This is a genomic window from Nocardia brasiliensis ATCC 700358 (genome assembly GCF_000250675.2).
Lineage (GTDB): Bacteria > Actinomycetota > Actinomycetes > Mycobacteriales > Mycobacteriaceae > Nocardia > Nocardia brasiliensis_B.
In genome coordinates, this window is the sequence record NC_018681.1 from 1,197,746 (window position 1) to 1,218,969 (window position 21,224).

The following is a 21,224-nucleotide window of genomic DNA, read 5'->3' on the forward strand; positions in this document are numbered from 1 at the left end:
TTGTCTTGGGGCAGAGGTGCTTACATCACCGCGACGATGATCGCGATGATGATGATCAGGCCGATCAGCAGGCCGACGGCGATGGCCAGCGGAGCGCTGCTCGGCTGCGGGGCCTTCGTGCGCTGCGGGGCGGGGGCCGCCGCGGCGCTCGCGGGGGTGCGATGCGGGCGGGGTAACGGGGTGGAGTGCGGGCTGCGTAAGCCGGAGGCGGAATTGCGGGCCGCCCACGCCGGAATCGTGCCGTCCTCGGTGCGCACCGGCGCGCCGAGAATGTACGGACCGGTGCCGGGACCGAAAGCGGCGGTGAGGATTTCGTCTCTGGCCTCGGCCATCGTCGGCCGTCGCTGCGGGGCGGGCTCCATCATGTGCAGCAGCGCCTCGGTGAGCATGCCGCTGCGGGTGGGCGGGATGATCTGCGCCATGGCCGCACGGGTCACCACGACGTCCTGGTCCTCGTCGAAACCGAACGGCGGTTGCCCCTCGATCGCGGTGTAGAGCGTGGCGCCGAGGGAGAACACGTCGCTGGCCTTGGTCGGCTGGGCGCCGCGCGCCACCTCCGGCGGCAGGTAGGCGGGGGTGCCGGTGATCACGCCGTCGGGTTCGTCGGAGTGCTCGCCCGCGCCGCGCGAGATGCCGAAGTCGCTGAGCTTGGCCATGCCGACGATCGGACCGCGGTCGGCGACAAGGATGTTGCCGGGCTTGATGTCGCGGTGCACGATGCCCGCCGCGTGTGCCGTGGCCAACGCGTCGGCCACCTGCGCGCCGATCTGCGCCACCTCGATCGGGGGGAGGGTTTCGACCAGCGCGAGCGCCTTGGCGACGCTGCGGGACGGCAGGTGTTCCATCACCAGCCACGGTTCGCCGGCCTCCAGCACCACGTCGTAGACGGCGATCGCGTGCTCGTGCGAGAGCTTGGCGGCGACCCGGCCCTCGTGCATGATCTGGCTGCGGATCTCGTTGGCCTCTTGCTCGTCGAGCCCGGCCGTCGAGATGACCTGCTTGATCGCGACATCCCGATCGAGCAGCCGGTCGTGCGCGAGCCAGACCGCGCCCATGCCACCTCCGCCCGCCTTCGACTGCAGCCGGTAGCGGCCGGCGACGAGGTAGTCGGGGCCGACGATGGGACGAGCGCGTTCGGTCACGGGTGCGAGGGTAGCGGAAAATGGGCTTAGCTGGCCTGATTCGTGGCGACACCGCATGCCGCCGTCGCACCCGCATAACGACCGGGTAGCGCGGCCGTCGTTGTACAACGGCCGCGTTTCGAAATCGCCGCCCGCGGGTGCGCCCTCTTGACGGAACCCGGGGGTCGGTTTCTACTGAGCAGGTATCGAACGTATATTCGATTACGGATCGATAGCTGAGTCGGTGCCGACCCGGGTCCATCGTGGGAAGTAGGTGGTAGGGATGGGTTCGGATGCGCGAACGCAGGCGGGGGCGCAACCGCGGGGCTCGTCGCCGTCGGCCGGTCGTCAGGCCGGGCCGACCCTGGCTGAGCTGCGCAGGAAGATGGCGGCCATCCCCGGGCGCGGTGCGGCGGCGGTCGAGCGGGCGCCGGTGGAGACGCGGTTGCGCCGGGAGGTGCTCGCGGTGCCGCCGCCGCTCGCCGAGTTGTTGCCGGACGGTGGGCTGGCCAAAGGTTCCGTCGTGTCCTACACCGGGGCGCGTTCGCTGCTCGCCGGGCTGGTCGCCGCGGTGACCGGAGCCGGCGGCCATGCCGCGGTGGTCGGGGTGCCGCGGCTCGGCCTGCTCGCCGCGGCGGAGATGGGCGCCCAGCTGGAGCGGCTCGCCGTGATCGCCGACCCGGGCCAGGACCCGGTGGAGGTGGCCGCCGTCCTGCTCGACGGTCTCGACCTGGTCGTGCTCGGCCTGAGCGGCGCGGCGGTGCCGCCCGCCCGCACCAGGGTGATCGCCGCGCGCGCCCGCAACAAGGGCTCGACCCTGGTGGTCACCGACGGTCGCTGGCCCGGTCCCGCCCTGCGGCTCGACGCGCGCGTCGCCGGTTATGCGGGGCTCGGCCGGGGCCGGGGCCGCCTGCGCGCCCTCGGCCTGGAGGTCGAGGTGCGTGGCAAGGAGGGGCAGCCCCGGCGCGGCAGACTCGACCTGTGTTCGCGGGCGGGCCGGGTCGAATGGGTCCGGCACGAGACGAGCCGGCGGGCCGTGCCGGTGGTCGACGCCGGCGAGGCAGCCTCGTGAGGTGCCCGGCCTCCTTGCGCGGGAACGGCTCAGCGGCACCATGATTCGTCCGAAGTCGGGAAAGCCGGCCCGGGTGCTCGCGTTGTGGTGCCCGGATTGGCCTGCGGTCGCCGCGGCGGCGCCGGCCGGGATACCCGCGACGCGGCCGGTGGCGGTGCTGTTCGCCAACCGGGTGGTCGCGTGTTCGGCGGTCGCGCGCACCGACGGGGTGCGGCGCGGACTCAAGCGCCGGGAGGCGCAGGCCCGTTGCCCCGATCTGTTTCTCGCCCAAGCGGATCCGGATCGGGACGCGCGGTTGTTCGAGCCGGTGGTGGCGGCGGTGGACGAGACGGTGCCCGGTGTGGAGGTGTTGCGGCCGGGTCTGCTGGTGCTCGGGGCCCGGGGTGCCGCAAGGTTTTTCGGCTCCGAGGAGGTGGCGGCCGAGCGACTGGTCGACACCGCGGCCGCCGCCGGAGTGGAGGCGCAGGTCGGCATCGCCGACGAGGTGTCCACGGCGGTGATCGCCGCCCGCCGCGGCGTGCTGGTGCCCGCCGGGCACGGCGCGCGCTTCCTGGCGCCGCTGCCGGTACACGAGCTGGCGGTCGAGCCGAGCTTGGCCGCCCCGGAGCGAACCGACCTGGTGGATCTGTTGCACCGCTTGGGTTTACGCCGGATCGGTGATTTCGCCGCGCTGGCCACCGCCGAGGTGGCCTCGCGCTTCGGCGCGGACGCGGTGCTCGCGCACCGCAGCGCCAACGCGGAGCCGGAGCGCCCGCCCGCCGCGCGGCAGCCGCCGAAAGACCTGGCGGTGGAGTATCCCTGCGATCCGCCGATCGAGCGGGTGGACGCCGCCGCGTTTGCGGGCCGCCTGCTCGCCACCCGCCTGCACGCCGCGCTCGCGGCCGCCGGACTGGCCTGTACCCGGCTGTCGATTTTCGCCGAAACCGAAGCGGGGGAGGAGCTTTCCCGGATCTGGCGCTGTGCGGAGCCGCTGACCCCGGAGGGCACCGCGGACCGGGTGCGCTGGCAGCTCGACGGCTGGCTCACCCACCGGGACCGGCCCACCGCCCCGATCGTCCGGCTGCGCCTGGACCCGGTCGAGGTGGTGGCCGCGGGCGCGCTGCAACTCGGCCTGTGGGGCGGCGTGGGCGAACAGGACGAGCGGGCCCGTCGTGCGCTCATCCGGGTGCAGGGCCTGCTCGGCGGGGAAGCGGTGCGGGTCGGCGTGCTCAGCGGCGGACGCGGCCCCACCGAGCGTGTCACCATGGTCGCGCTGGGCGACGAACTCGTGCCCGCCACCGATCCGGCGCTGCCGTGGCCCGGCCGGCTGCCGGAGCCCGCGCCCGCGCTGATCCTGCTGCACCGCCCGGTGGTGCACCTGGAGGACGCCGACGGCATGCCGATCCGGATCACCGAACGCGCGTTGTTCAGCGCCGACCCGTCCCGCCTGCGCTGGGGCAGCAGGCAGTGGCAGCTGGCCGGGTGGGCCGGACCGTGGCCGGTGGACGAGCGCTGGTGGGAAGCCTCCGAAAAAGCTGACGGCGCAGCCACTTTCACGGCCCGCGCCCAGGTGCAGCTGGACGGCGCGGCCGCCGAGGTACGGGTGCTGCTGCTGCTCTACTACGACGAGAACTGGCGCGCGGAAGGGCTTTACGACTGAGGCCGGGTCCACACCGAAGCCATGGTGAACGGCTGCCCCAGCAGGTGCGCCCACTTCGGTTTCGCGGCCAGCCAGGCCTCGTCGATCAGCGCCTCGGCGAATTCGGTGAGCACCCAGCCCGCGTCCAGCGCCGCGGTCAGGTGCTCGCTGAGCAGATGCAGGTTGGTGCTGATCGCCACCGGTTCGCCGCCGGCCGGGGTGTAGTGCGTCGGCATGCCGGTCACCATCATGAACTGGGGGTGGAAGCTGACCAGCACGCACCGCGCGCCGGGTGCGGCGAGCCGCCAGGCCTCGGCGTAGAACGGCGCCAACTCGGGCAGGTGCTCGTCGACCAGCGAGGCGATGATCAGGTCGTAGGCCCCGCCGCGCAGTCCGGTGTCGCGCACGTCGCCGGTGGTGAGCGTGCTGTGGGCGCCGCGCTGCGCGGCCCGCTTCAGCATCTGGGTGCTCACATCGACCCCGTCGATCTCTTCGACGCCCTGGGTGCGCAGCCAGGCGCCGGTCCGTCCGGTCCCGCAGCCGAGGTCGGCGGCCCGCCGCGCCCGGGCCCACTCCGGGCGGCGCAGGCGAGTCAGCAGCGCGATATCCATCTCGTCCATGACCGTGTTCTCGTACGTCGGCGCCCAGCCGTCGTATCCGGTGGCCACGTCGACGGTGGGATAGTTTCGGCGGTCGTACTCCGCGAAGGACGGCATGCCCGGAGTATTGCGCGGCACAACGGGTTTCGCCAGGAAGTTTCCCGCCGGCGCCGTCGGCTGAGCGGATCTGTGCCGCTCGGCGCACGTGATCCGGGTGACAAGTCGCAGGTCCGGCCGCCGCGACCCCGGTACCCTCGAAGATCGTGGATCTGACGGTGGCCGAGCTGGCATGCGGTGACGTGCGGATCGCCTACCGGGACTCGGGGGCGACCGCGGGTTCCGGCGTGCCCGTGGTGCTGGTGCACGGCATGGGCGGGGACGGGCACACCTGGGACCGGTTCGCACGGACCCTGGTGCAGGCGGGTCGCCGGGTGATCATCCCCGATCTGCGCGGCCACGGCCGCAGCGCGCACACCGAGTCGTATCGGTTCGACGAGTTCGGCGCCGATGTGCTGGCCCTGTGCGAGCGGCTGGAGCTGACCTCGGTGGATCTGGTCGGCCATTCGCTGGGCGGCTACGCCGTCTCCTGCGTCGCGCAGGAGCGTCCCGAACTGGTGCGCCGTCTGGTCATCGAGGAATGCCCGCTGCCGTTGCAGTCCGGTGCCGAGGAATTACGCCTGACCCGGCGTTTCCCGACCGTGCCCGAACTCTGGCACGCCACCTCGAGCCTGGTCCGGCATCCGCGCGCGGTGCTGGCCTTCGACCGGTCCATGACCAGGACCGCGCTCGAGCAGTTCCGCAAGCCGAACCCGGAGTGGTGGGACCGGCTGGCCGACATCACCGCGTCGACGCTGGTGCTGCGCGGCGGGCCCGGCGGCATGGTCGACCCGGTGAAGCTCGAGTTCCTGCGCACCGCCGTCCCCGACTGCACGGTCACCGCGTTCACCTGTGGCCACAGCATCCACCGCGACCGCTATCGCGAGTTCGCCGCCGCCGTGCACCCGTTCCTCGCCGCCTGAGTTCGTCGAGCGGCTCGGCTCACCAGTGGGTGCCGGGCACCCAGCGGGCCGCGCGGCGCAGGGCGGTGCCGGTGACGCGGCGGGCCGCCGAGCGCGGACGCGGTTCCGCTGGGGACACCACGGGTTCGGCGTTGTCCTCGGTCTCCTCCACCTGTTCGCCCTTGGCCGCGGGGGAGTCCGGCAGGGCGCGGTAGTAGCGGTGCAGGATCCGGTCGCGGAACTTGGGCGTGAGCAGCGCGCCGTATTCGGCGAAGGTACCCAGCGGCACGTCGATGCGCTTGGGGCGTTCGGTCAGCGCGCGCACGATGGTCGCCGCGGCCCACTCGGGGGATTCGGACGGTCCCTGGTCGCCGCTCGGGGTGATCATCGGGGTACGCACCAGCGGCATGTGGATGGTGGTGAAGGTGACGCCGTCGGCCATCGTCTCCACCGAGGCCACCTCGGCGAATTTGTCCAGCGCGGCCTTGCTGGCCAGGTAAGCGGCGAAGCGTGGCGTCGCCACCTGCACGCCCGCGCTGCTGATGTTGACGATGTGGCCGAACTTGCGCTCGCGCATCTGCGGCAGCAGGGCCAGCGTCAGCCGCAGCGCGCCGAAGTAGTTGACCGCCATGGTCCGTTCGAAGTCGTGCAGCCGGTCGGTGGAGCGGTGGATGGCGCGCCGGATCGACCGGCCCGCGTTGTTCACCAGCATGTCGACGTGGCCGTGTTCGTCGAGGATGGTCTTCACGGCGTGATCGACCGAGTCGGAGTCGGTGACGTCGCACTGGTAGGCGTACGCGCTGCCGCCCGCGGCCTTGATCTCCTCGACCACGCTCGCGAGTTCGTCGGCGCGGCGCGCGAGCAGGAACACCGTGGCGCCCTTGCCCGCGACGGCGATCGCGGCCGCCCGGCCGATACCGGACGAGGCGCCGGTGATCAGGACATGCCGTCCGGCGATATCACGGTTACGGCGGCGACGTGCGCCGGCAGCGTCAGCGGAGGCCTCGGTCATCGCTGCTCCTTTGCAGGTTGTTTGGCACGAACTTACTCCGAAGTAAGTTTACCTGCCAAGTGGTGCTGATCACTTTCCGGGGCGGCGGTCGAGGTGGTGAACACGGGTCGAACAACCCCTCGAAATCGATCGAACATATGTGCGATACTCGGCGCATGGCGGACGATCGGATGGCGGACATCTTTGCCGCGGTGCGGCTCGGTGGCGGGAACCCGGCGGCGGCGCGACAGGCGCTGGAGAAGTTGTGGGACGAGATCGGTGAGGGCGGTGATCCCTTGCACCGCTGCGTGATCGCGCATCACCTGGCGGATCTGCAAGGCGCGGCAGCCGACGCGCTGCTCTGGGATCGGCGGGCACTGGCCGCGGTGTTCGGCCCCGGCATTCCGCTCGACGAGGGGCTGCGCAGCTTCCTTCCGTCGCTGTATCTGAACCTGGCCGACAGCCATCGCCGCGTCGGCGATTTCGATACGGCGCGCATGCAGCTGACCATCGCCCGCGGGCACCTCGATGTCCTCGCCGCCGACGCGTACGGCGCGCTGATCCGGTCCGAACTCGAACGCGTCGAATCCGCGCTGGCCCGCGGTTCGACCGAACCGCTGTCGAGCTGAACCCGCCCGAGGAGGTGATGCGCGGTGGGGTGGAGTAACGGCCCGCCCACCTGGACGGAGCTGGAGCGCGTGCTGTCCGGCCGGCCCGGCCGCACGAACCCGGACGCGATGTATCCGGGCGACGGCGGCGACAGCCCGGCCTGGTCCCGCAAACGCGGCGAGTACCGGGCCGAGCCGGTGGCGCCGGCCGGCGAGCCACAGGTGCCGTACGCGGAACTGCACGCGCACTCGGCCTACAGCTTCCTGGACGGGGCGAGCCAGCCGGAAGAGCTGGTGGAGGAGGCCGTGCGCCTCGGCCTGGAGGCGATCGCGCTCACCGACCACGACGGGTTCTACGGCACGGTGCGCTTCGCCGAGGCAGCCAGGGAGTTCGGTCTGCCGACCGTCTTCGGCTCCGAGCTGTCGCTCGGTACCGAACGGCCGACGCCGCGGCGGCGCACCAAGGGCGCGGATCGGGCAGGCAGCCAACGGGATTCGGCGATCGGCCCGGACGGTGTGCTCGGCGCGCCGGACCCGGACGGGAACGGCGCCGGCCGGAGCGGGCACATCGATGCCCCGGATTCCGTGCCGCGCACCGGATCTCCCGACCCCGCCGGACCGCATCTGCTGGTGCTGGCCCGCGGTCAGGAGGGCTACCGCCGCCTTTCCCGGGAGATCGCCGCCGCGCACATGGCGGCGGGGGAGAAGGGCATCCTGCGCTACGACCTCGACACCCTCACCGCGGCGGCGGGCGGCCAGTGGCAGATCCTGACCGGCTGCCGGAAAGGGCACCTGCGCCGCGCGCTCGCGGACGACTTGCGTTCGGGCAGCACCCGTCTCGTGCACGCCGAGGCCGCGCTGCGCGATCTGACCGAACGTTTCGGCGCCGACCGGGTGAGCGTGGAGCTCACCCACCACGGCATCCCGGAGGACGACGAGCGCAACGCGCACCTGCTCGCGCTGGCCGATCGGCTCGGCCTGCCCGTGATCGCCACCACCGGAGCACATTTCGCCGCGCCGCGGCAGCGTCGTCGCGCCATGGCGCTGGCCGCGATCCGGGCGCGGCAGAGTCTGGACGAGATCGCGGGCTGGCTGGCGCCCACCGGCGGCGCGCACCTGCGCTCCGGCGTGGAGATGGCGCGGCTGTTCGCCGAGTGCCCGCAGGCGGTGCACAACGCGGTCCTGCTCGCCCGCGAGTGCGCCTTCGACCTGAAGCTGATCGCGCCGAAACTGCCGCCGTTCACCGTGCCCCCGAACCACGACGAGACGTCCTATCTGCGCCTGCTCGCCTTCGAGGGCGCGGCCGCGCGCTATGGACCGCGGGAGCGAAATCCCAAGGCCTACCAGCAGATCGAGCACGAGCTGGCGGTGATCGAGGAGCTGGAGTTCCCCGGCTACTTCCTGGTGGTGCACGACATCGTCAAGTTCTGCCGGGACAACGACATCCTGTGCCAGGGCCGGGGTTCGGCGGCCAACTCGGCCGTCTGCTACGCGATCGGCATCACCAACGTCGATCCCGTCGGCAACACTCTGCTGTTCGAGCGCTTCCTCTCCCCGGAGCGCGACGGCCCGCCCGATATCGATATCGACATCGAGTCCGACCGCCGCGAGGAGGCCATCCAGCACGTCTACGCCAAGTACGGCCGCGCGTACGCCGCCCAGGTGGCCAATGTGATCACCTACCGCGGCAAGTCCGCGGTGCGCGATGCCGCTCGCGCACTGGGCTTTTCGCAAGGGCAGCAGGACGCCTGGAGTAAACAGGTGAGCAGGTGGACCGGCGTCGAGGCGGAGGCGAACACCGACATCCCCGCCGCAGTGCTGCGGTTGGCGGGCGAAATCGAAGGCCTTCCGCGGCATCTCGGCATCCACTCCGGCGGCATGGTGATCTGCGACCGGCCGATCGCCGACGTCTGCCCGGTGGAGTGGGCGCGCATGCCCGGCCGCAGCGTGCTGCAGTGGGACAAGGACGACTGTGCCGCCATCGATCTGGTGAAGTTCGACCTGCTCGGGCTCGGCATGCTCTCGGCGCTGCACTACATGATGGACATGGTGCGTGAGCACACCGGCGAGGTGGTCGAACTGCACCAGCTCGACCTGAAAGAGGCCGCCGTCTACGAGATGCTCTCGCGCGCAGACTCGGTGGGCGTGTTCCAGGTGGAGTCGCGCGCGCAGATGGCGACGCTGCCCCGGCTGCGGCCCCGCACGTTCTACGACCTGGTGGTGGAGGTGGCACTGATCCGGCCCGGCCCGATCCAGGGCGGCTCGGTGCACCCCTACATCCGGCGGCGCAACGGACTGGAGGACTGGGACTTCGACCATCCGGCCCTGGAGAACGCGCTGGCCCGGACGCTCGGCGTGCCGCTGTTCCAGGAGCAGCTGATGCAGATGGCCGTCGATGTCGCGGGATTCACCGCCACCGAGGCCGATCAGCTGCGCCGCGCGATGGGGTCCAAACGGTCGCCCGAACGCATGGAGCGGCTCAAAGCGCGCCTCTACCAAGGCATGCGCGAGTTGCACGGCATCGAGGGCGAGATCGCCGATCGCATCTACGAAAAGCTCTACGCCTTCGCCAATTTCGGCTTCCCCGAGAGTCATTCGCAGAGCTTCGCCTCGATCGTGTTCTATTCGGCGTGGTTCAAACTGCACTACCCGGCGGCGTTCTGCGCCGGGTTGCTGCGCGCCCAGCCGATGGGCTTCTACTCGCCGCAATCGCTGGTCGCCGACGCCCGCAGGCACGGGGTGGTGGTGCACGGCCCCGACATCAATGCCAGCCGGGCCGAACCCACCCTCGAACGCCGGGGCACCGAGGTCCGGCTCGGTCTCGCGGCGGTCCGGCACATCGGCACCGATGTGGCCGAAAAGATCGTCGCCGCCCGGGGACAGCGGCCGTACACCAGCTTCCTCGATCTGACCGGGCGGGTGGAACTCACTGTCGCGCAAGCCGAATCGCTGGCCACCGCGGGTGCGCTCGGCAGTCTGGGCAGCACCCGGCGCGCAGCGCTGTGGGCCGCGGGCGCCGCCGCGGGAGAACGTCCGGATCGCCTGCCCGGCACCGGCGCCGCCACCGCCGCGCCCGTGCTGCCCGGCATGAGCGATCTCGAATCGGCCGCCGCCGATGTCTGGGCCACCGGGGTCTCCCCGGGGAGCTACCCCACCGAATTCCTGCGTCCGCGGCTCGACGCGCTCGGTGTGGTCCCCGCCGCCGATCTGCTCACGGTGCCGGACGGTTCGCGAGTCCTGGTGGGCGGCGCGGTGACCCATCGGCAGCGCCCCGCCACCGCGGGCGGTGTCACCTTCATGAACCTGGAGGACGAAACCGGCATGGTGAACGTCGTCTGCTCGGTCGGGCTGTGGACGCGCTACCGTCGCCTGGCCCAGAGCGCGCCCGCCCTGCTCATCCGGGGCCGGGTACAGAACGCCGAGGGCGCGGTCACCGTCGTCGCCGAACACCTGCGCAGGCTGGAACTGCGGGTCGATTCGAAGTCGCGGGACTTCCGCTGAGCCGCGGCGGCGGCTTTTAAGGAACTGTTAGAAGCGTTCTAGAGAACCGTTATGTCGGGCCGTTTCCGCAGCCTGAGGGGTTACTGTGCGAATCATGCGGAAGCTTGCTGTGCTGTGCATCGGCCTGCTCGGTCTCACGTTGCTCGTCGGCTGCGGTGCCGACGACGCGAAGAAGTCCGCGCCACCGGGCCGGCCCGCCACCTACGCCACCGAGGCGCCCGCGCCCGCCGCCGTGCCGCCGCCCGCGCTGCGCGACCAGGGCCCCGTGCGCAAGGACAACACCGGGAGCGGCGAAACCACCTCGGCGCGTAAGGAAATCGTCACCGGCAGCGTGGAGATCACCGCCGACAAACCGATCGAAGCGGCGGGCAAGATCGCCGATCGGGTGCGCGAGGTCGGCGGCCGGATCGACAGCCGGACCGAGCAACCCGGCGCCGGCGACACCGACGCCAGCGCTACGCTCACCGTCCGGGTGCCTGCGGACAAGACCGACGCGTTCATCGACGGGCTCGGCGGCATCGGCAAGGTCACCCGGGTGAGCACCAATCGCGACGACGTCACCATGCAGTGGGAAGACCTGGACGCCAGGATCAAGGCGCTGCAGGCCTCCGTCGAGCGGCTGCGCGGGCTCATCGCGAACGCGACCAACACCGCCGACCTGCTCAATGCCGAGCAGGCGCTGTCCAGCCGGCAGGGCGAGCTGGACAGCCTGACCGCGCAGAAGCGCCACCTCGACGACCAGGTCGCGCTGTCCAGCCTCTCGATCGACATCACCACCACGACCAAGAAGGTCGACGAGGAGCGCGCCGACAGCTTCTGGGAGGGCATCGTCGACGGCTGGAACTCGCTGGTGGATTGGCTGAAGGACGCGGTGGTGTTCACCGGCAAGGCGATTCCGTGGCTCGGGTTCCTCGTGGTGCTCGCCGCCGTGGTGTGGGGCATCGTGCGAACGGTGTTGCGACGGAACAAGACCGGGGCGAATGGTCCGGCGCACGGGGAATCGAGTCGGCCCGCGCCGGTCGCGGTGGGTGCCGAGCGGTCGGGCGGTGCCGTGGGTTCAGCGAGCTCCCCGGGCGCCGAGGGAACCTCGGGAAGCGGCGGTTCTTCGGGTACGGGAAGTGCTCCGGGCGCTAGTGGTTCTTCGGGCGGTGGACGCTCTCCGGGCACTGGAACTTCGCCGGGCACTGGAACTTCGCCGGGCACTGGAACTTCGCCGGGCACTGGAACTTCGCCGGGCACTGGAACTTCGCCGGGCACTGGAACTTCGCCGGGCACTGGAACTTCGCCGGGCACCGGAAATCCTCCGGGCACCGGGAAGCCTTCGGGCACCGGAAGTTCGGCGGAATCCGAGTCCTGAGCATATTGTGGCCGGGCGGGTCCGAGATCGAGGGCGGACCCGCTCAGTCATTGAATACTGTTGGAGCCCAGCCATTATGGGCGACCGGCGGGAGGTGCGGTGCCGACCATCGTCCGGGCCACGATCAAACCGAACAGCCGCAAGGGCCCGCTCGTCGAAACCCTCGACGACGGGACCTTGCAGCTGTATGTGCGCGCGCCCGCGGTCGAGGGCAAAGCGAACAAGGCCGCCATCGAACTACTCGCCGCGCACTACGGGGTTCCGAAGAGCGCCGTGCGCCTGGCGGCGGGTGCGACCTCCCGGCACAAGCGGTTCGAGATCGACCGCTGAGCCGGGCTACACGCCGTCCGGGAATCCGAGCTGCCGCCACGCCTCGTACACGGTGACCGCGGCCGCGTTGGACAGGTTCATCGAGCGGCGGCCCGGCAGCATCGGAATCCGCAGCTGCGCCGTCACCTGCGGGTCGTCGAGTACCGCGGGCGGCAGCCCGGTCGGCTCCGTCCCGAACAGCAGCACGTCGCCCGCGCGGTAGGCGACCTCGGTGTAGCGCGTCGTCGCCTGCGTGGTGAACGCGAACACCCGCTCCGGCCGCAACGCCGCCCAGGCCGCCGCCAGACTCGGATGCACCGTCACCGAGGCCAGGTCGTGGTAATCCAACCCGGCCCGCCGCAGCTTCGCCTCGGACAGATCGAACCCCAACGGCTCGACCAGATGCAGCTCGGACCCGGTCCCGGCCACCAACCGGATCGCATTCCCGGTGTTCCCAGGAATAGCGGGCTCATGAAACATCAGACGAAACACGCCCCCAAGTCAATCAGGTGCCGGTTGCGTCCGGTCGCGGGTGGGTCAGCCGAAGCTGCCGGTGCTGGGTTTGCCGACCACGGTGACGGGGATGATGTCGGTGACGGTCACGTTGTCGTGCGGGCCGGTGGGGCGTTCCCAGGCGCAGGCGCCTCGGACGTCGATTACCTGGCCGGCGGGCAGGCCGCCGTTGCCGATCGAGGTCTGCACCATCTTGTGGTCGCCGGTGGCGAACGAGGTCGGGTTGTTGCCGCCGAAGATTTCGCCGGTCTTGGCGTTGAAGATCCAGCACACGCCGTCGTTGTTCGGGTTGTGGAACTTCGCCGACACGGTGCCCGACACCGAGAAGACCTCTTCGATCACCGGCGCGTCGAGGCCGGGGATCGCGTTGGCGGTGGCGCCGGGCAGCGCCAGCGCCGCGGCCGGAACGGCGAGCAGCGCGAGGAGGGAAAGTCGTCGAGTCATGGTCGAGATGATGTCACCCGCGTGCCGTCGCCCCCATTTTTCGGGGCGGTGCACCGAATCGATTCGACCGCACGACTATTCGGCCGCGGCGGGCCGTTCGGGCAGAGCGCAGACGCCGCCTTCGGCCATGCCGGTCGGGCGCACGCCGAGCCCCTGATTGACGCGGGCGCGTTGATTCTCCCAGGCGATGGTGACGGCCAGTTCGGCCAGCTGCGCTTTGGACAGATGGACGAGCAGGGATTCGCGCAATTCATCGATGCCGATCGCGGGCGTGACGGTCATGGCTTCGGCGAAGGCGATGACCAGCTTCTCCAAATCCGTGTAGGCGGAGCTGGTCTGGTAGCGCGGCAGGTCCAGCAGTTGCTGTTCGGACAGCCCCGCGGATCTGGCCAGTGCGGAGCCGATGTCCAGGCAGAACTCGCAGTTCACCAGACCCGCGGTTTTCAGTTCGGCCAGTTCCTTGAGTTTCGGGTCCAGTCGATTCGCGAACAGCAGCGAGGTCTCGAATACCGCTGTGCTGAACAGTAATTGCGGCCGGCGCAGCTGCCAGCCGACCAGATCCGATCGGTGCCGCTTGGCCTGGCGCATCGCCTGGAGGTAATGCCCGATCCGTGTCAATGCTCGCATGGCCCACCTTCTGTGCCGCTGATCCCTTCTCAAACTACGCTCGGTAGTAATTTTCCGGCAAGGGTGGGACTCGCCACGTGGCGACCGCCCCGACGTAGCCATCGCGGCCGGTGGCGGCGTGGGATATGCGGGTCTGTAAGAATCGGGGAGTGACAGGTGCCGAGCGGTCGAGAGTGGATCAGCGGACCGGTGGCGCGGGAGCCCAGTTCCTGCGTTGCCATCTGCCGCTCGTGCTCGTCACGCTGGTCATCCTGGTGGCGATCGTGTTCGTGGCCCAGGATCGCTGGCGCCGCGGCGCCCTGTTCTTCGGCGGGGCCACTTTGCTCGCGGCCGCCTTCCGGCTGTGCCTGCCGACCGCGCGGGTCGGTCTGCTCGCGGTGCGCAGCAAGCCTTTCGATGTGGGCGCGCTGACGCTGCTCGGCTCGTCCATCGTCTTCATCGCCGCGACGATCAACACCCTCGGCGTTTTCTGAGCGCGGGACCCGCCGCGCCACACCCCTCGACGCGGCGGGCGGATCCCGTGAAATACCTTCCGGTCAGGCCGATTCCGCGACGAGCGACGGTACCGGCCGGGCGCCGCGACTGCCGTAGAGCGCGCGGGCCTGCGCCGGCGTGACGGTTTCCGGCGAGGTCGGCGGCGCGGCGTTGATGTGCTCCTTCAGGATCTGTCCCGCCATCGGCGCGATGAACGGCGCCGCGGCGAGCAGCCCGAACGAATTGAATCGGCTGAAGCTCCACACCAGGACCTTCGCGGGAATCTTCACCGCGAGATCGACGATGCCCCAGCGATCGAAGCGGCCGAGCTTGCGCATCCACTTCGGCAGCGTCGCCACCGAGGCCAGCGAAAGCAGCCTGCTGCCAAGGGCATACGCGAGTCCGGCGCCGTTGCGCGGCGAGGTCCACAGCAGGTGGTGCATGCCCTCTTCGGCGCGTTCCGAGGTGCACAGGCGGGGGCGCACCCGCTCGAAGTAGGCGCGTACCTCCTCGCGTGAACGGGGTACATCCTCTGGCTTGCAGGTCTGCAGTTCGGCCGCGATGGCGCACTCGTGCCAGAACCGGGTCTCTTCTTCCGGCGAGAGCGGGCCGGGGCCGAATACCTCGTAGGCCTTGAGCACCGAGTGCCAGCCGGTGATGTGGATCCACAGCTGGGTCTCGGGGCTGTTCGCGCTGTAGCGGTTGCCGCTGATCGGTTCGATGCCCGTCATCGGGGCGTGCACCTGCATCAGGTGTTCGGCCGCCTGGATGGCGGTGCGACCGTCGGCGATCGCGGCGATCAGGAAGTAGGAGAAGGTGTGGTCGAGCCGTCGGCGCGGGTTGCTGTAGATGCCCTGCGAGTCGGCGACGGCGGCGGTGAGGTACGGGTCGAAGTGCTCGAGCACCACGGCCCGCTGGAAGCCGATCACCGCGGTCGGCGCGGTCCAGATCTTCCAGCTGGGCGAATCGGGGCCGAAGAACCCGTAGTCGTCCCGGCGCAGGGTGGTCGGATCGAAGTGCATCACGTGCTCCTTTGCGGTGATCGCCCCTGGGCGCGGGGGTGAATGCAACGCAACCGTAGCAATTGCGTGTGTCGAATACAACGGGGGCGTAGCATTTGTGACCGGCGGATTCCCCGCAGGTGGGCGAATGCTGTCAGGATGGACCGCATGGAGGTGAGGCGGCAGTGACCACATCGCGTACCGCGGCGGAGCGGCCGCGTCGCCGTTACGCGCCGCGCCTGCCGCCCGAGCAGCGCCGGGCCCAGTTGCTCGACGCCGCGTTCACGGTGCTGGGCCGGATGGAACTGCACGAGCTGAACATGGAGGCGGTCGCGCAGGAGGCCGGCGTCGGCAAGCCGGTGCTCTACACCGTCTTCAAGACTCGCGCCGAACTCGTTGCGGCACTGCTGGAACGGGAACGCGAGCGCGGCCTGGAACAGGTCGCCGCCACCCTGCCGACCGATCTGATCGGCGCCGACCCCGTGGTCGCCGCCTCGGCCACGGTCGAGGCGTTCGTCGGTGTGGCACTGGAGAATCCGACCCGCTGGCGGCTGATCCTCGCCGGGCCGGGCAACGCGCCCGACGAATACCGTGAGGCCCTGCGCCATTCGCGGGCGGGCATCTTCGATCAGGCCGAGGCGCTGGTGCGGATCGGCACCGCACTCGAACCGCGTTGGGCCGGTGTGGATTCCGCGCTGCTCACCAACTCGCTGCTGCAGGTGGCCGAGATGCTCGGGCGGTTGGCGGTCAGTGAACCCGACGAGTACCCTCGCGAACGCCTGCAAGGCTTCGTGCACGCCATCGTCCGGCTACTCGTCGGCGCCCCAGCCCCATAACCCCTGCCGCCGCGCACATCTCAGCACCCCGCGCACGAATTGATCAGCGATTCTGTGCGCGCCAAGACAATTCGTGCGCGTGAACCTCAGGTGGCGGGTTGCCGAGCGGCGCGGGCCAGCCGCACCGTTTCGGTCAGCAGCTTCGCCACCGCTGCCGCCTCGGTGAGGAAGCCGTCGTGACCGTCTCGGGAGTGCACGACCTCGAGGCCGTCGCAGCCGGGCAGCCCGTCGGCGAGTTCCTGTTGGGTGCGCAGCGGATACAGCCGGTCGGAGTCGACACCGCCGACCACGCACGGCACGGGCGTCGCGGCCAGCGCCGCCTGCACCCCGCCGCGGCCGCGGCCGATGTCGTGCCGGTTCATCGCCTCGGTCAGCAGCACATAGGTGCCCGGATCGAACCGGTTGCACAGCTTGTCGGCCTGGTGGTCCAGGTAGCTCTGCACGGCGTAACGCCCACCGCGCCAAGGATCTTCGGCGCCCTGCGCGCTGTTCTCGAAGCGGTGGTCGAGCTCGTCCTCGGTGCGATAGGTGAGGTGCGCGATGCGCCGGGCCAGTCCCATGCCGGTCATCGGCGCGCGGTCGGTGTCGTGGTAATCGCCGCCCTGCCAGTCCGGATCGGCTTTGATGGCGGCGATCTGGGTGGTCTGGGTGCCGATCTGATCGGCGGTGGCGCGGGCGCCGACGGCCAGTACCAATGCGGCGCCGACCCGGTCGGGACTGCCGACCATCCACTCCAGTACCCGCATACCGCCCATCGATCCGCCGACGACGGCGGCCAGCCGCGTGACGCCGAGCCGATCCATCAGCGCTGCCTCGGCGGTCACCTGGTCGCGGATGGATATCTCGGGAAACCTTGCGCCCCAAGGCTTTCCATCGGGCGACAGGGTCGACGGCCCGGTGCTCCCCTGGCAACCGCCGAGCACGTTCGTCGCGATCACGCACCACTCGTCGGTGTCGAGCGGACAGCCCGGACCGACCATGCCGTCCCACCAGCCGGGCAGCGGGTGGATATCGTCCGGGAAGCCGACCACGTGCGAGTCGCCGGTGAGCGCGTGCTCGACCAGCACCACGTTGTCCAGCTCGGGGGAGAGCTCGCCCCACCGCTGGACCGCGAGATGGACCTGCGGAATGACCGCGCCGCTCTCCAATCGAATATCACCGACCGGGATGATCCCGAGCCGTCCGTCCGGCGGCGGCAGGGCCACCCCGGACGAACGGCGGAAACTCGGTTCGGTACCCACCGTCACGTCGCCGCCGCCGTGAAGCCGGCGCGCAGATCGGCCAGGATGTCGTCGATCCCCTCGATGCCCACCGCCAGCCGGACCAACCCCGGAGTGACGCCCGCGCGGAGTTGTTCGTCCGGCGTGAGCTGCGAATGTGTGGTCGACGCGGGGTGGATCACGAGAGAACGCACATCTCCGATGTTAGCCACATGGCTGTGCAGGACTAATCCGTCCACGAACTTCTTGCCCGCATCGACACCACCGCGCAGCTCGAAGGCCACGATCGCGCCCGCGCCCTTCGGCGCCAGTTGCCGGGCGCGTTCGTACCACGGTGACGTGGGCAGACCCGCGTAGCTGACCGAGGTCACGTCCGGGTGGGTGCGCAGGAATTCGGCGACCGCCGTGGCATTGGCCACATGTCGCTCCACCCGCAGGCTCAGCGTCTCGAGACCCTGGCTGATCAGGAACGCGTTGAACGGTGAGATGGCCGCGCCGAGGTCGCGCAGCAGTTGCACGCGGGCCTTGAGCGCGAACGCGGGCGCGCCGAGATCGGCGAACACCGCGCCGTGGTAGCTCGGGTCCGGGGTGGTGAAACCGGGGTAGCGGGACTGTCCCTGCGCGTCGGTCACCGTCCAGTCGAAGGTGCCGCCGTCGACGATAACGCCCGCAATAGCCGAGCCGTGTCCGCCGAGGTACTTGGTCGCCGAGTGCACCACGATGTCGGCGCCGTGCGCCAGCGGCTGGATCAAATACGGCGTGGCCACCGTGTTGTCCACGATCAACGGCAGCCCGGCCGCGTGCGCGACGGCGGCGATGCCGGGGATGTCGAAAATGGCGCTGCTCGGGTTGGCGATGGTCTCGCCGTAGCACGCCTTGGTGTTCGGCCGGATCGCGGCGCGCCACTGTTCGAGGTCGTCCGGGTCGTCGACGAAGGACACCTCGATGCCGAGTTTGGGCAGCGTGTAGTGGAAGAGGTTGTAGGTGCCGCCGTACAGGTGCGGGCTGGACACGATGTGGTCGCCGGCCGCGGCCAGGTTCAGGATCGCGTAGGTCTCCGCGGCCTGCCCGGAGGCCAGCAGCAGTGCGGCGACGCCGCCCTCCAGCGCGGCGACGCGCTGCTCGACCACGTCCTGCGTGGGGTTCATGATCCGGGTGTAGATATTGCCCGGCTCGGCGAGGCCGAACAGCGCGGCGGCGTGATCGGTATCGCGGAAGGCGTACGAGGTGGTCTGGTAGATCGGCAGGGCCCGGGCGCCGGTACCGGCGTCGGGCGTTTGGCCCGCGTGCACCTGCTTGGTCTCGAAGGACCACTGACTCGGATCGACCTCGGACACGGTGGGGTCAGTCATGTCGGTTTTGCTCCAAAGAAAAGGTTGCTCGCCAGAACTGCTGGGTTATCGGGGCGCAGGCGCAGAACAACAACACATTTCGGGAACCTCCTGGAAGCGCGCTTGCTCTCGACCGTCGAGAGCCGGGTCATCACCCGGAGCACCCCACCGCTGCTGGAGGGTTGCCGACCAGCGAGCCGGGGCTTGGCGCTGGTACTCATGACCTGACCGCGATCATAACCGGCGCGGCCGCGGCCGCCGCAACCTCACCCCGCGGCGGCGCTACCGGTACCGCAGCACAAGCGCAGGAACTCGTCGAATGTCGTGGTAAAGGCCGTGCGCGCGGCCTGGGCCGCGCCCTCGAGATCATCGTCGTCGAAGACTGCCTCCTGACATTCCATGCCGACGTGCCCGATCAGCTGCCAGGTGCCGAGGATGAGCCGTACCGGCAGTGCGTCGGGCGTGGTGTCGAGCCGCTCGGCGAGCACGCTCGCGATCGCGGCGTTCTTGCTCTCGGCGTGGTCGATGCTGCGGGTGCTGACCGCCGCGCTGCTGCGCATGATCCGCCGCATCTGCTGGAACTGGCGGAAGGTCACCGGGTCGGTGCTGTCGTTCGTCGACGCGCTGTCGACGACCCGCAGGAACGCTTCGCGCAACGCGTGCAGTTCGTTCCCGGTGTGCGGCAGTTCGCGCAGGGTGTGCGCGACCGCCGCGCCGAAGTCGACCACCGGCCCGAGGACGATGTCTTCCTTGCTCTCGAAGTACCGGTTGATGGTGCGCGGCGAGATATCGGCCGCGTGGGCGATCTGTTCGATCGTGGTCGCGTCGAATCCCTGTGCGTCGCACAGATTCAGGCCGACTTCGATGATGCGCAACCGCGTCTGCTGCTTCTTCCGCTCGCGCAGGCCGGGGTGGGGTTGCGGCGTGGGGGCCGCGGCGTTCGCACTCGTCGGCGTCGGTGACTCGAGCATGCATCCATGCTATCGCAATCGGGTCGGATCGTGTCATTAACAGACAACTGTCGTGTTACGACATTTTTCTCTTGACGCCAAATGTCGCGCAATGCCAGGATGGCAACACTTCGATATGAGGGAGAAGACAGTGACCGACACTGCGACAGCGGTAGCAGTTCCAGAAAAACAAGGCAGTTCCGCGCGCTGGTTCGCCCTCGGCGTCATCGCGTTGGCCCAGCTCATGGTGGTGCTCGACGCCACCATCGTGACGATCTCGCTGCCCTTCGCGCAGCAGGACCTCGGCATCAGCGACGGCAACAAACAGTGGATGCTCACGGCGTACACGCTGATCTTCGGCGGCCTGCTGCTGCTCGGCGGGCGGCTGGCCGACTACCTCGGCCGACGGCGGATCTTCATCGTCGGTCTGATCGGCTTCGCGGCCGCGTCGGCACTTGCCGGTCTCGCGCAGAACGGGGCCGAGATGTTCGCCGGACGTGCCCTGCAGGGTGCCTTCGCGGCGTTGCTCGCGCCGGCCGCGCTCTCGCTGCTCTCGGTGACCTTCACCGAACCAGGTGAGCGGGCCAAGGCCTTCGGCCTGTTCGCCGGGATCTCCGCCGGTGGCGCCGCGCTCGGCCTGATCGCCGGTGGCGCGCTCACCGAATACGCCTCGTGGCGCTGGTGCCTGCTGGTGAACACCCCGATCGCGTTGCTCGCCCTGGTCGGCGCGCTGGCCTGGGTGGTAAAGGATGTGCCGACACCGCGGACCGGCGGCTACGACGTGCCCGGCGCCGTCACCGTCACCCTCGGCCTGATCTCGATCGTGTACGGCTTCAGCCGGGCCGCCGACGACGGCTGGCTGGCGGGCAGCACGCTCGGCCTGCTGGTGGCCGGTGCCGCGCTGCTGATCGCGTTCGTCGCGATCGAGCGACGCTCGGCGAATCCGCTGCTGCCGCTGCATATTCCGGGTGAGATCAACCGGGGCGGCGCGTTCCTCGCCGCGCTGCTGGTGCCGATCGCCATGTTCGCGATGTTCCTGTTCCTCAGCTACTACTTCCAGATCACGCTCGGCTACTCGTCGCTGAAGGCGGGCTTCGCGTTCCTGCCGTTCCCCGCGGGCATCGCGATCTCCGCGGGCGTGACCAGCGCGCTGCTGCCGAAGATCGGTCCGCGGCCGCTGATGGTGGCCGGCGCGGTGCTCGGCGTGCTCGGTCTGCTGTGGCTGGCCCAGCTCGGTTTCGGGGACGGCTACGCGACCAGCGTGCTGCCCGCGCAGCTGCTGATCGCGCTCGGCATGGGTCCGCTGTTCGTCGGCATGCAGACCGTCGCGCTGCATCAGGTGGAAGAAGCGGATTCGGGCGTGGCCAGTGCGCTGCTGAACGCCGCACAGCAGGTCGGCGGCGCGGTCGGCACGGCGCTGCTGACCACCATCTCGGTGCAGACGGCCAAGAGCTACGCCGAGAGCCACGCGACGCTGGACAACCTGCTCGCCCGCGCCTCGATCCACAGCTACGACGTGGCGTTCTATGTCGGCGCCGGGTTCTTCCTGGCCGCCATCCCGGTGATCTGGCTGATGATCCGGGACCGGCCGGCGAACCTGATCGAGGGCGCCGACGACGCGGCGCGCCCGGTGCACGTCGGAGTCTGATCAGCT

20 protein-coding genes and 1 riboswitch are annotated in these 21,224 nt (G+C 70.0%); of the genes, 10 read left to right on the forward strand and 10 right to left on the reverse strand.

The features are described from left to right. Positions 1-20: 20 nt before the first annotated feature. A complete protein-coding gene (locus tag O3I_RS05180; protein ID WP_014981840.1) occupies positions 21-1,142 on the reverse strand; it encodes a serine/threonine-protein kinase in 1,122 nt (373 codons plus the stop codon). Positions 1,143-1,404: 262 nt separating this feature from the next. On the opposite strand from O3I_RS05180, the gene O3I_RS05185 reads away from it, so the two are divergent. After that, positions 1,405-2,193, forward strand: coding sequence for a hypothetical protein (locus tag O3I_RS05185; RefSeq protein WP_014981841.1), 789 nt, complete (start codon positions 1,405-1,407; stop codon positions 2,191-2,193). A gap of 40 nt (positions 2,194-2,233) precedes the next feature. After that, on the forward strand, positions 2,234-3,832 hold the full coding sequence (locus O3I_RS05190; protein WP_041563404.1) for a DNA polymerase Y family protein: 1,599 nt from the start codon (positions 2,234-2,236) through the stop codon (positions 3,830-3,832). Here the strand turns inward: O3I_RS05190 and O3I_RS05195 are convergent. Further along, entirely contained in the window at positions 3,823-4,527 is a 705-nt protein-coding gene (locus O3I_RS05195) for a class I SAM-dependent DNA methyltransferase (protein ID WP_014981843.1), read from the reverse strand. The genes O3I_RS05190 and O3I_RS05195 overlap by 10 nt on opposite strands. 146 nt (positions 4,528-4,673) lie before the next feature. On the opposite strand from O3I_RS05195, the gene O3I_RS05200 reads away from it, so the two are divergent. Further along, the gene (locus O3I_RS05200) at positions 4,674-5,429 is read left to right on the forward strand and encodes an alpha/beta fold hydrolase (RefSeq protein ID WP_014981844.1); all 756 of its coding nucleotides are present in this window, start codon (positions 4,674-4,676) and stop codon (positions 5,427-5,429) included. A gap of 19 nt (positions 5,430-5,448) precedes the next feature. Here O3I_RS05200 and O3I_RS05205 read toward each other — a convergent pair whose 3' ends face one another. Beyond that, positions 5,449-6,420 (reverse strand): SDR family NAD(P)-dependent oxidoreductase, encoded by a 972-nt coding sequence (locus O3I_RS05205; protein WP_014981845.1) that lies wholly within the window; start codon positions 6,418-6,420, stop codon positions 5,449-5,451. 155 nt (positions 6,421-6,575) lie between these two features. Here O3I_RS05205 and O3I_RS05210 point away from each other — a divergent pair, with 155 nt between their 5' ends. The 4 genes from O3I_RS05210 to O3I_RS05225 all read left to right on the forward strand — a co-directional run bounded on the left by O3I_RS05210 (position 6,576) and on the right by O3I_RS05225 (position 12,195). Further along, positions 6,576-7,028 (forward strand): hypothetical protein, encoded by a 453-nt coding sequence (locus tag O3I_RS05210; protein WP_029894997.1) that lies wholly within the window; start codon positions 6,576-6,578, stop codon positions 7,026-7,028. Between the two features lie 24 nt (positions 7,029-7,052). Continuing rightward, complete coding sequence (locus O3I_RS05215; RefSeq protein WP_014981847.1) at positions 7,053-10,508, forward strand: error-prone DNA polymerase; 3,456 nt, start codon at positions 7,053-7,055, stop codon at positions 10,506-10,508. Positions 10,509-10,602: 94 nt separating this feature from the next. Further along, a complete protein-coding gene (locus O3I_RS05220; RefSeq protein WP_041562423.1) occupies positions 10,603-11,865 on the forward strand; it encodes a DUF4349 domain-containing protein in 1,263 nt (420 codons plus the stop codon). A 99-nt stretch (positions 11,866-11,964) separates the two neighbouring features. Further along, on the forward strand, positions 11,965-12,195 hold the full coding sequence (locus O3I_RS05225) for a DUF167 domain-containing protein (RefSeq protein WP_014981849.1): 231 nt from the start codon (positions 11,965-11,967) through the stop codon (positions 12,193-12,195). 6 nt (positions 12,196-12,201) lie between these two features. Here O3I_RS05225 and O3I_RS05230 read toward each other — a convergent pair whose 3' ends face one another. From O3I_RS05230 to O3I_RS05240, 3 genes are all read right to left on the reverse strand, one after another. Then, on the reverse strand, positions 12,202-12,666 hold the full coding sequence (locus tag O3I_RS05230) for a tRNA (cytidine(34)-2'-O)-methyltransferase (RefSeq protein WP_014981850.1): 465 nt from the start codon (positions 12,664-12,666) through the stop codon (positions 12,202-12,204). Positions 12,667-12,711: 45 nt separating this feature from the next. After that, on the reverse strand, positions 12,712-13,131 hold the full coding sequence (locus O3I_RS05235) for a hypothetical protein (protein ID WP_141691986.1): 420 nt from the start codon (positions 13,129-13,131) through the stop codon (positions 12,712-12,714). 75 nt (positions 13,132-13,206) lie between these two features. Then, a complete protein-coding gene (locus O3I_RS05240) occupies positions 13,207-13,758 on the reverse strand; it encodes a carboxymuconolactone decarboxylase family protein (protein ID WP_014981852.1) in 552 nt (183 codons plus the stop codon). 149 nt (positions 13,759-13,907) lie between these two features. On the opposite strand from O3I_RS05240, the gene O3I_RS05245 reads away from it, so the two are divergent. Beyond that, complete coding sequence (locus O3I_RS05245; RefSeq protein ID WP_042263493.1) at positions 13,908-14,231, forward strand: DUF3017 domain-containing protein; 324 nt, start codon at positions 13,908-13,910, stop codon at positions 14,229-14,231. 63 nt (positions 14,232-14,294) lie between these two features. On the opposite strand, the gene O3I_RS05250 is transcribed toward O3I_RS05245, so the two are convergent. After that, the gene (locus O3I_RS05250; protein ID WP_014981854.1) at positions 14,295-15,254 is read right to left on the reverse strand and encodes an oxygenase MpaB family protein; all 960 of its coding nucleotides are present in this window, start codon (positions 15,252-15,254) and stop codon (positions 14,295-14,297) included. Between the two features lie 164 nt (positions 15,255-15,418). On the opposite strand from O3I_RS05250, the gene O3I_RS05255 reads away from it, so the two are divergent. Then, positions 15,419-16,069 (forward strand): TetR/AcrR family transcriptional regulator, encoded by a 651-nt coding sequence (locus O3I_RS05255; RefSeq protein ID WP_014981855.1) that lies wholly within the window; start codon positions 15,419-15,421, stop codon positions 16,067-16,069. A gap of 86 nt (positions 16,070-16,155) precedes the next feature. Here the strand turns inward: O3I_RS05255 and metX are convergent, their stop codons facing one another. The 3 genes from metX to O3I_RS05270 all read right to left on the reverse strand — a co-directional run bounded on the left by metX (position 16,156) and on the right by O3I_RS05270 (position 19,591). Then, on the reverse strand, positions 16,156-17,316 hold the full coding sequence (metX, locus tag O3I_RS05260) for a homoserine O-acetyltransferase MetX (protein WP_014981856.1): 1,161 nt from the start codon (positions 17,314-17,316) through the stop codon (positions 16,156-16,158). Beyond that, complete coding sequence (locus tag O3I_RS05265) at positions 17,313-18,641, reverse strand: bifunctional o-acetylhomoserine/o-acetylserine sulfhydrylase (RefSeq protein WP_014981857.1); 1,329 nt, start codon at positions 18,639-18,641, stop codon at positions 17,313-17,315. Before O3I_RS05265 ends, metX begins: the two co-directional genes overlap by 4 nt. A 93-nt stretch (positions 18,642-18,734) precedes the next feature. Beyond that, positions 18,735-18,845, reverse strand: a riboswitch (SAM riboswitch). 41 nt (positions 18,846-18,886) lie between these two features. Continuing rightward, positions 18,887-19,591 (reverse strand): TetR family transcriptional regulator, encoded by a 705-nt coding sequence (locus O3I_RS05270; protein WP_014981858.1) that lies wholly within the window; start codon positions 19,589-19,591, stop codon positions 18,887-18,889. A 115-nt stretch (positions 19,592-19,706) separates the two neighbouring features. Between O3I_RS05270 and O3I_RS05275 the strand changes: the two genes are divergently transcribed. Next, positions 19,707-21,218 (forward strand): MFS transporter, encoded by a 1,512-nt coding sequence (locus O3I_RS05275; RefSeq protein ID WP_014981859.1) that lies wholly within the window; start codon positions 19,707-19,709, stop codon positions 21,216-21,218. The last annotated feature ends 6 nt before the right edge of the window (positions 21,219-21,224 follow it).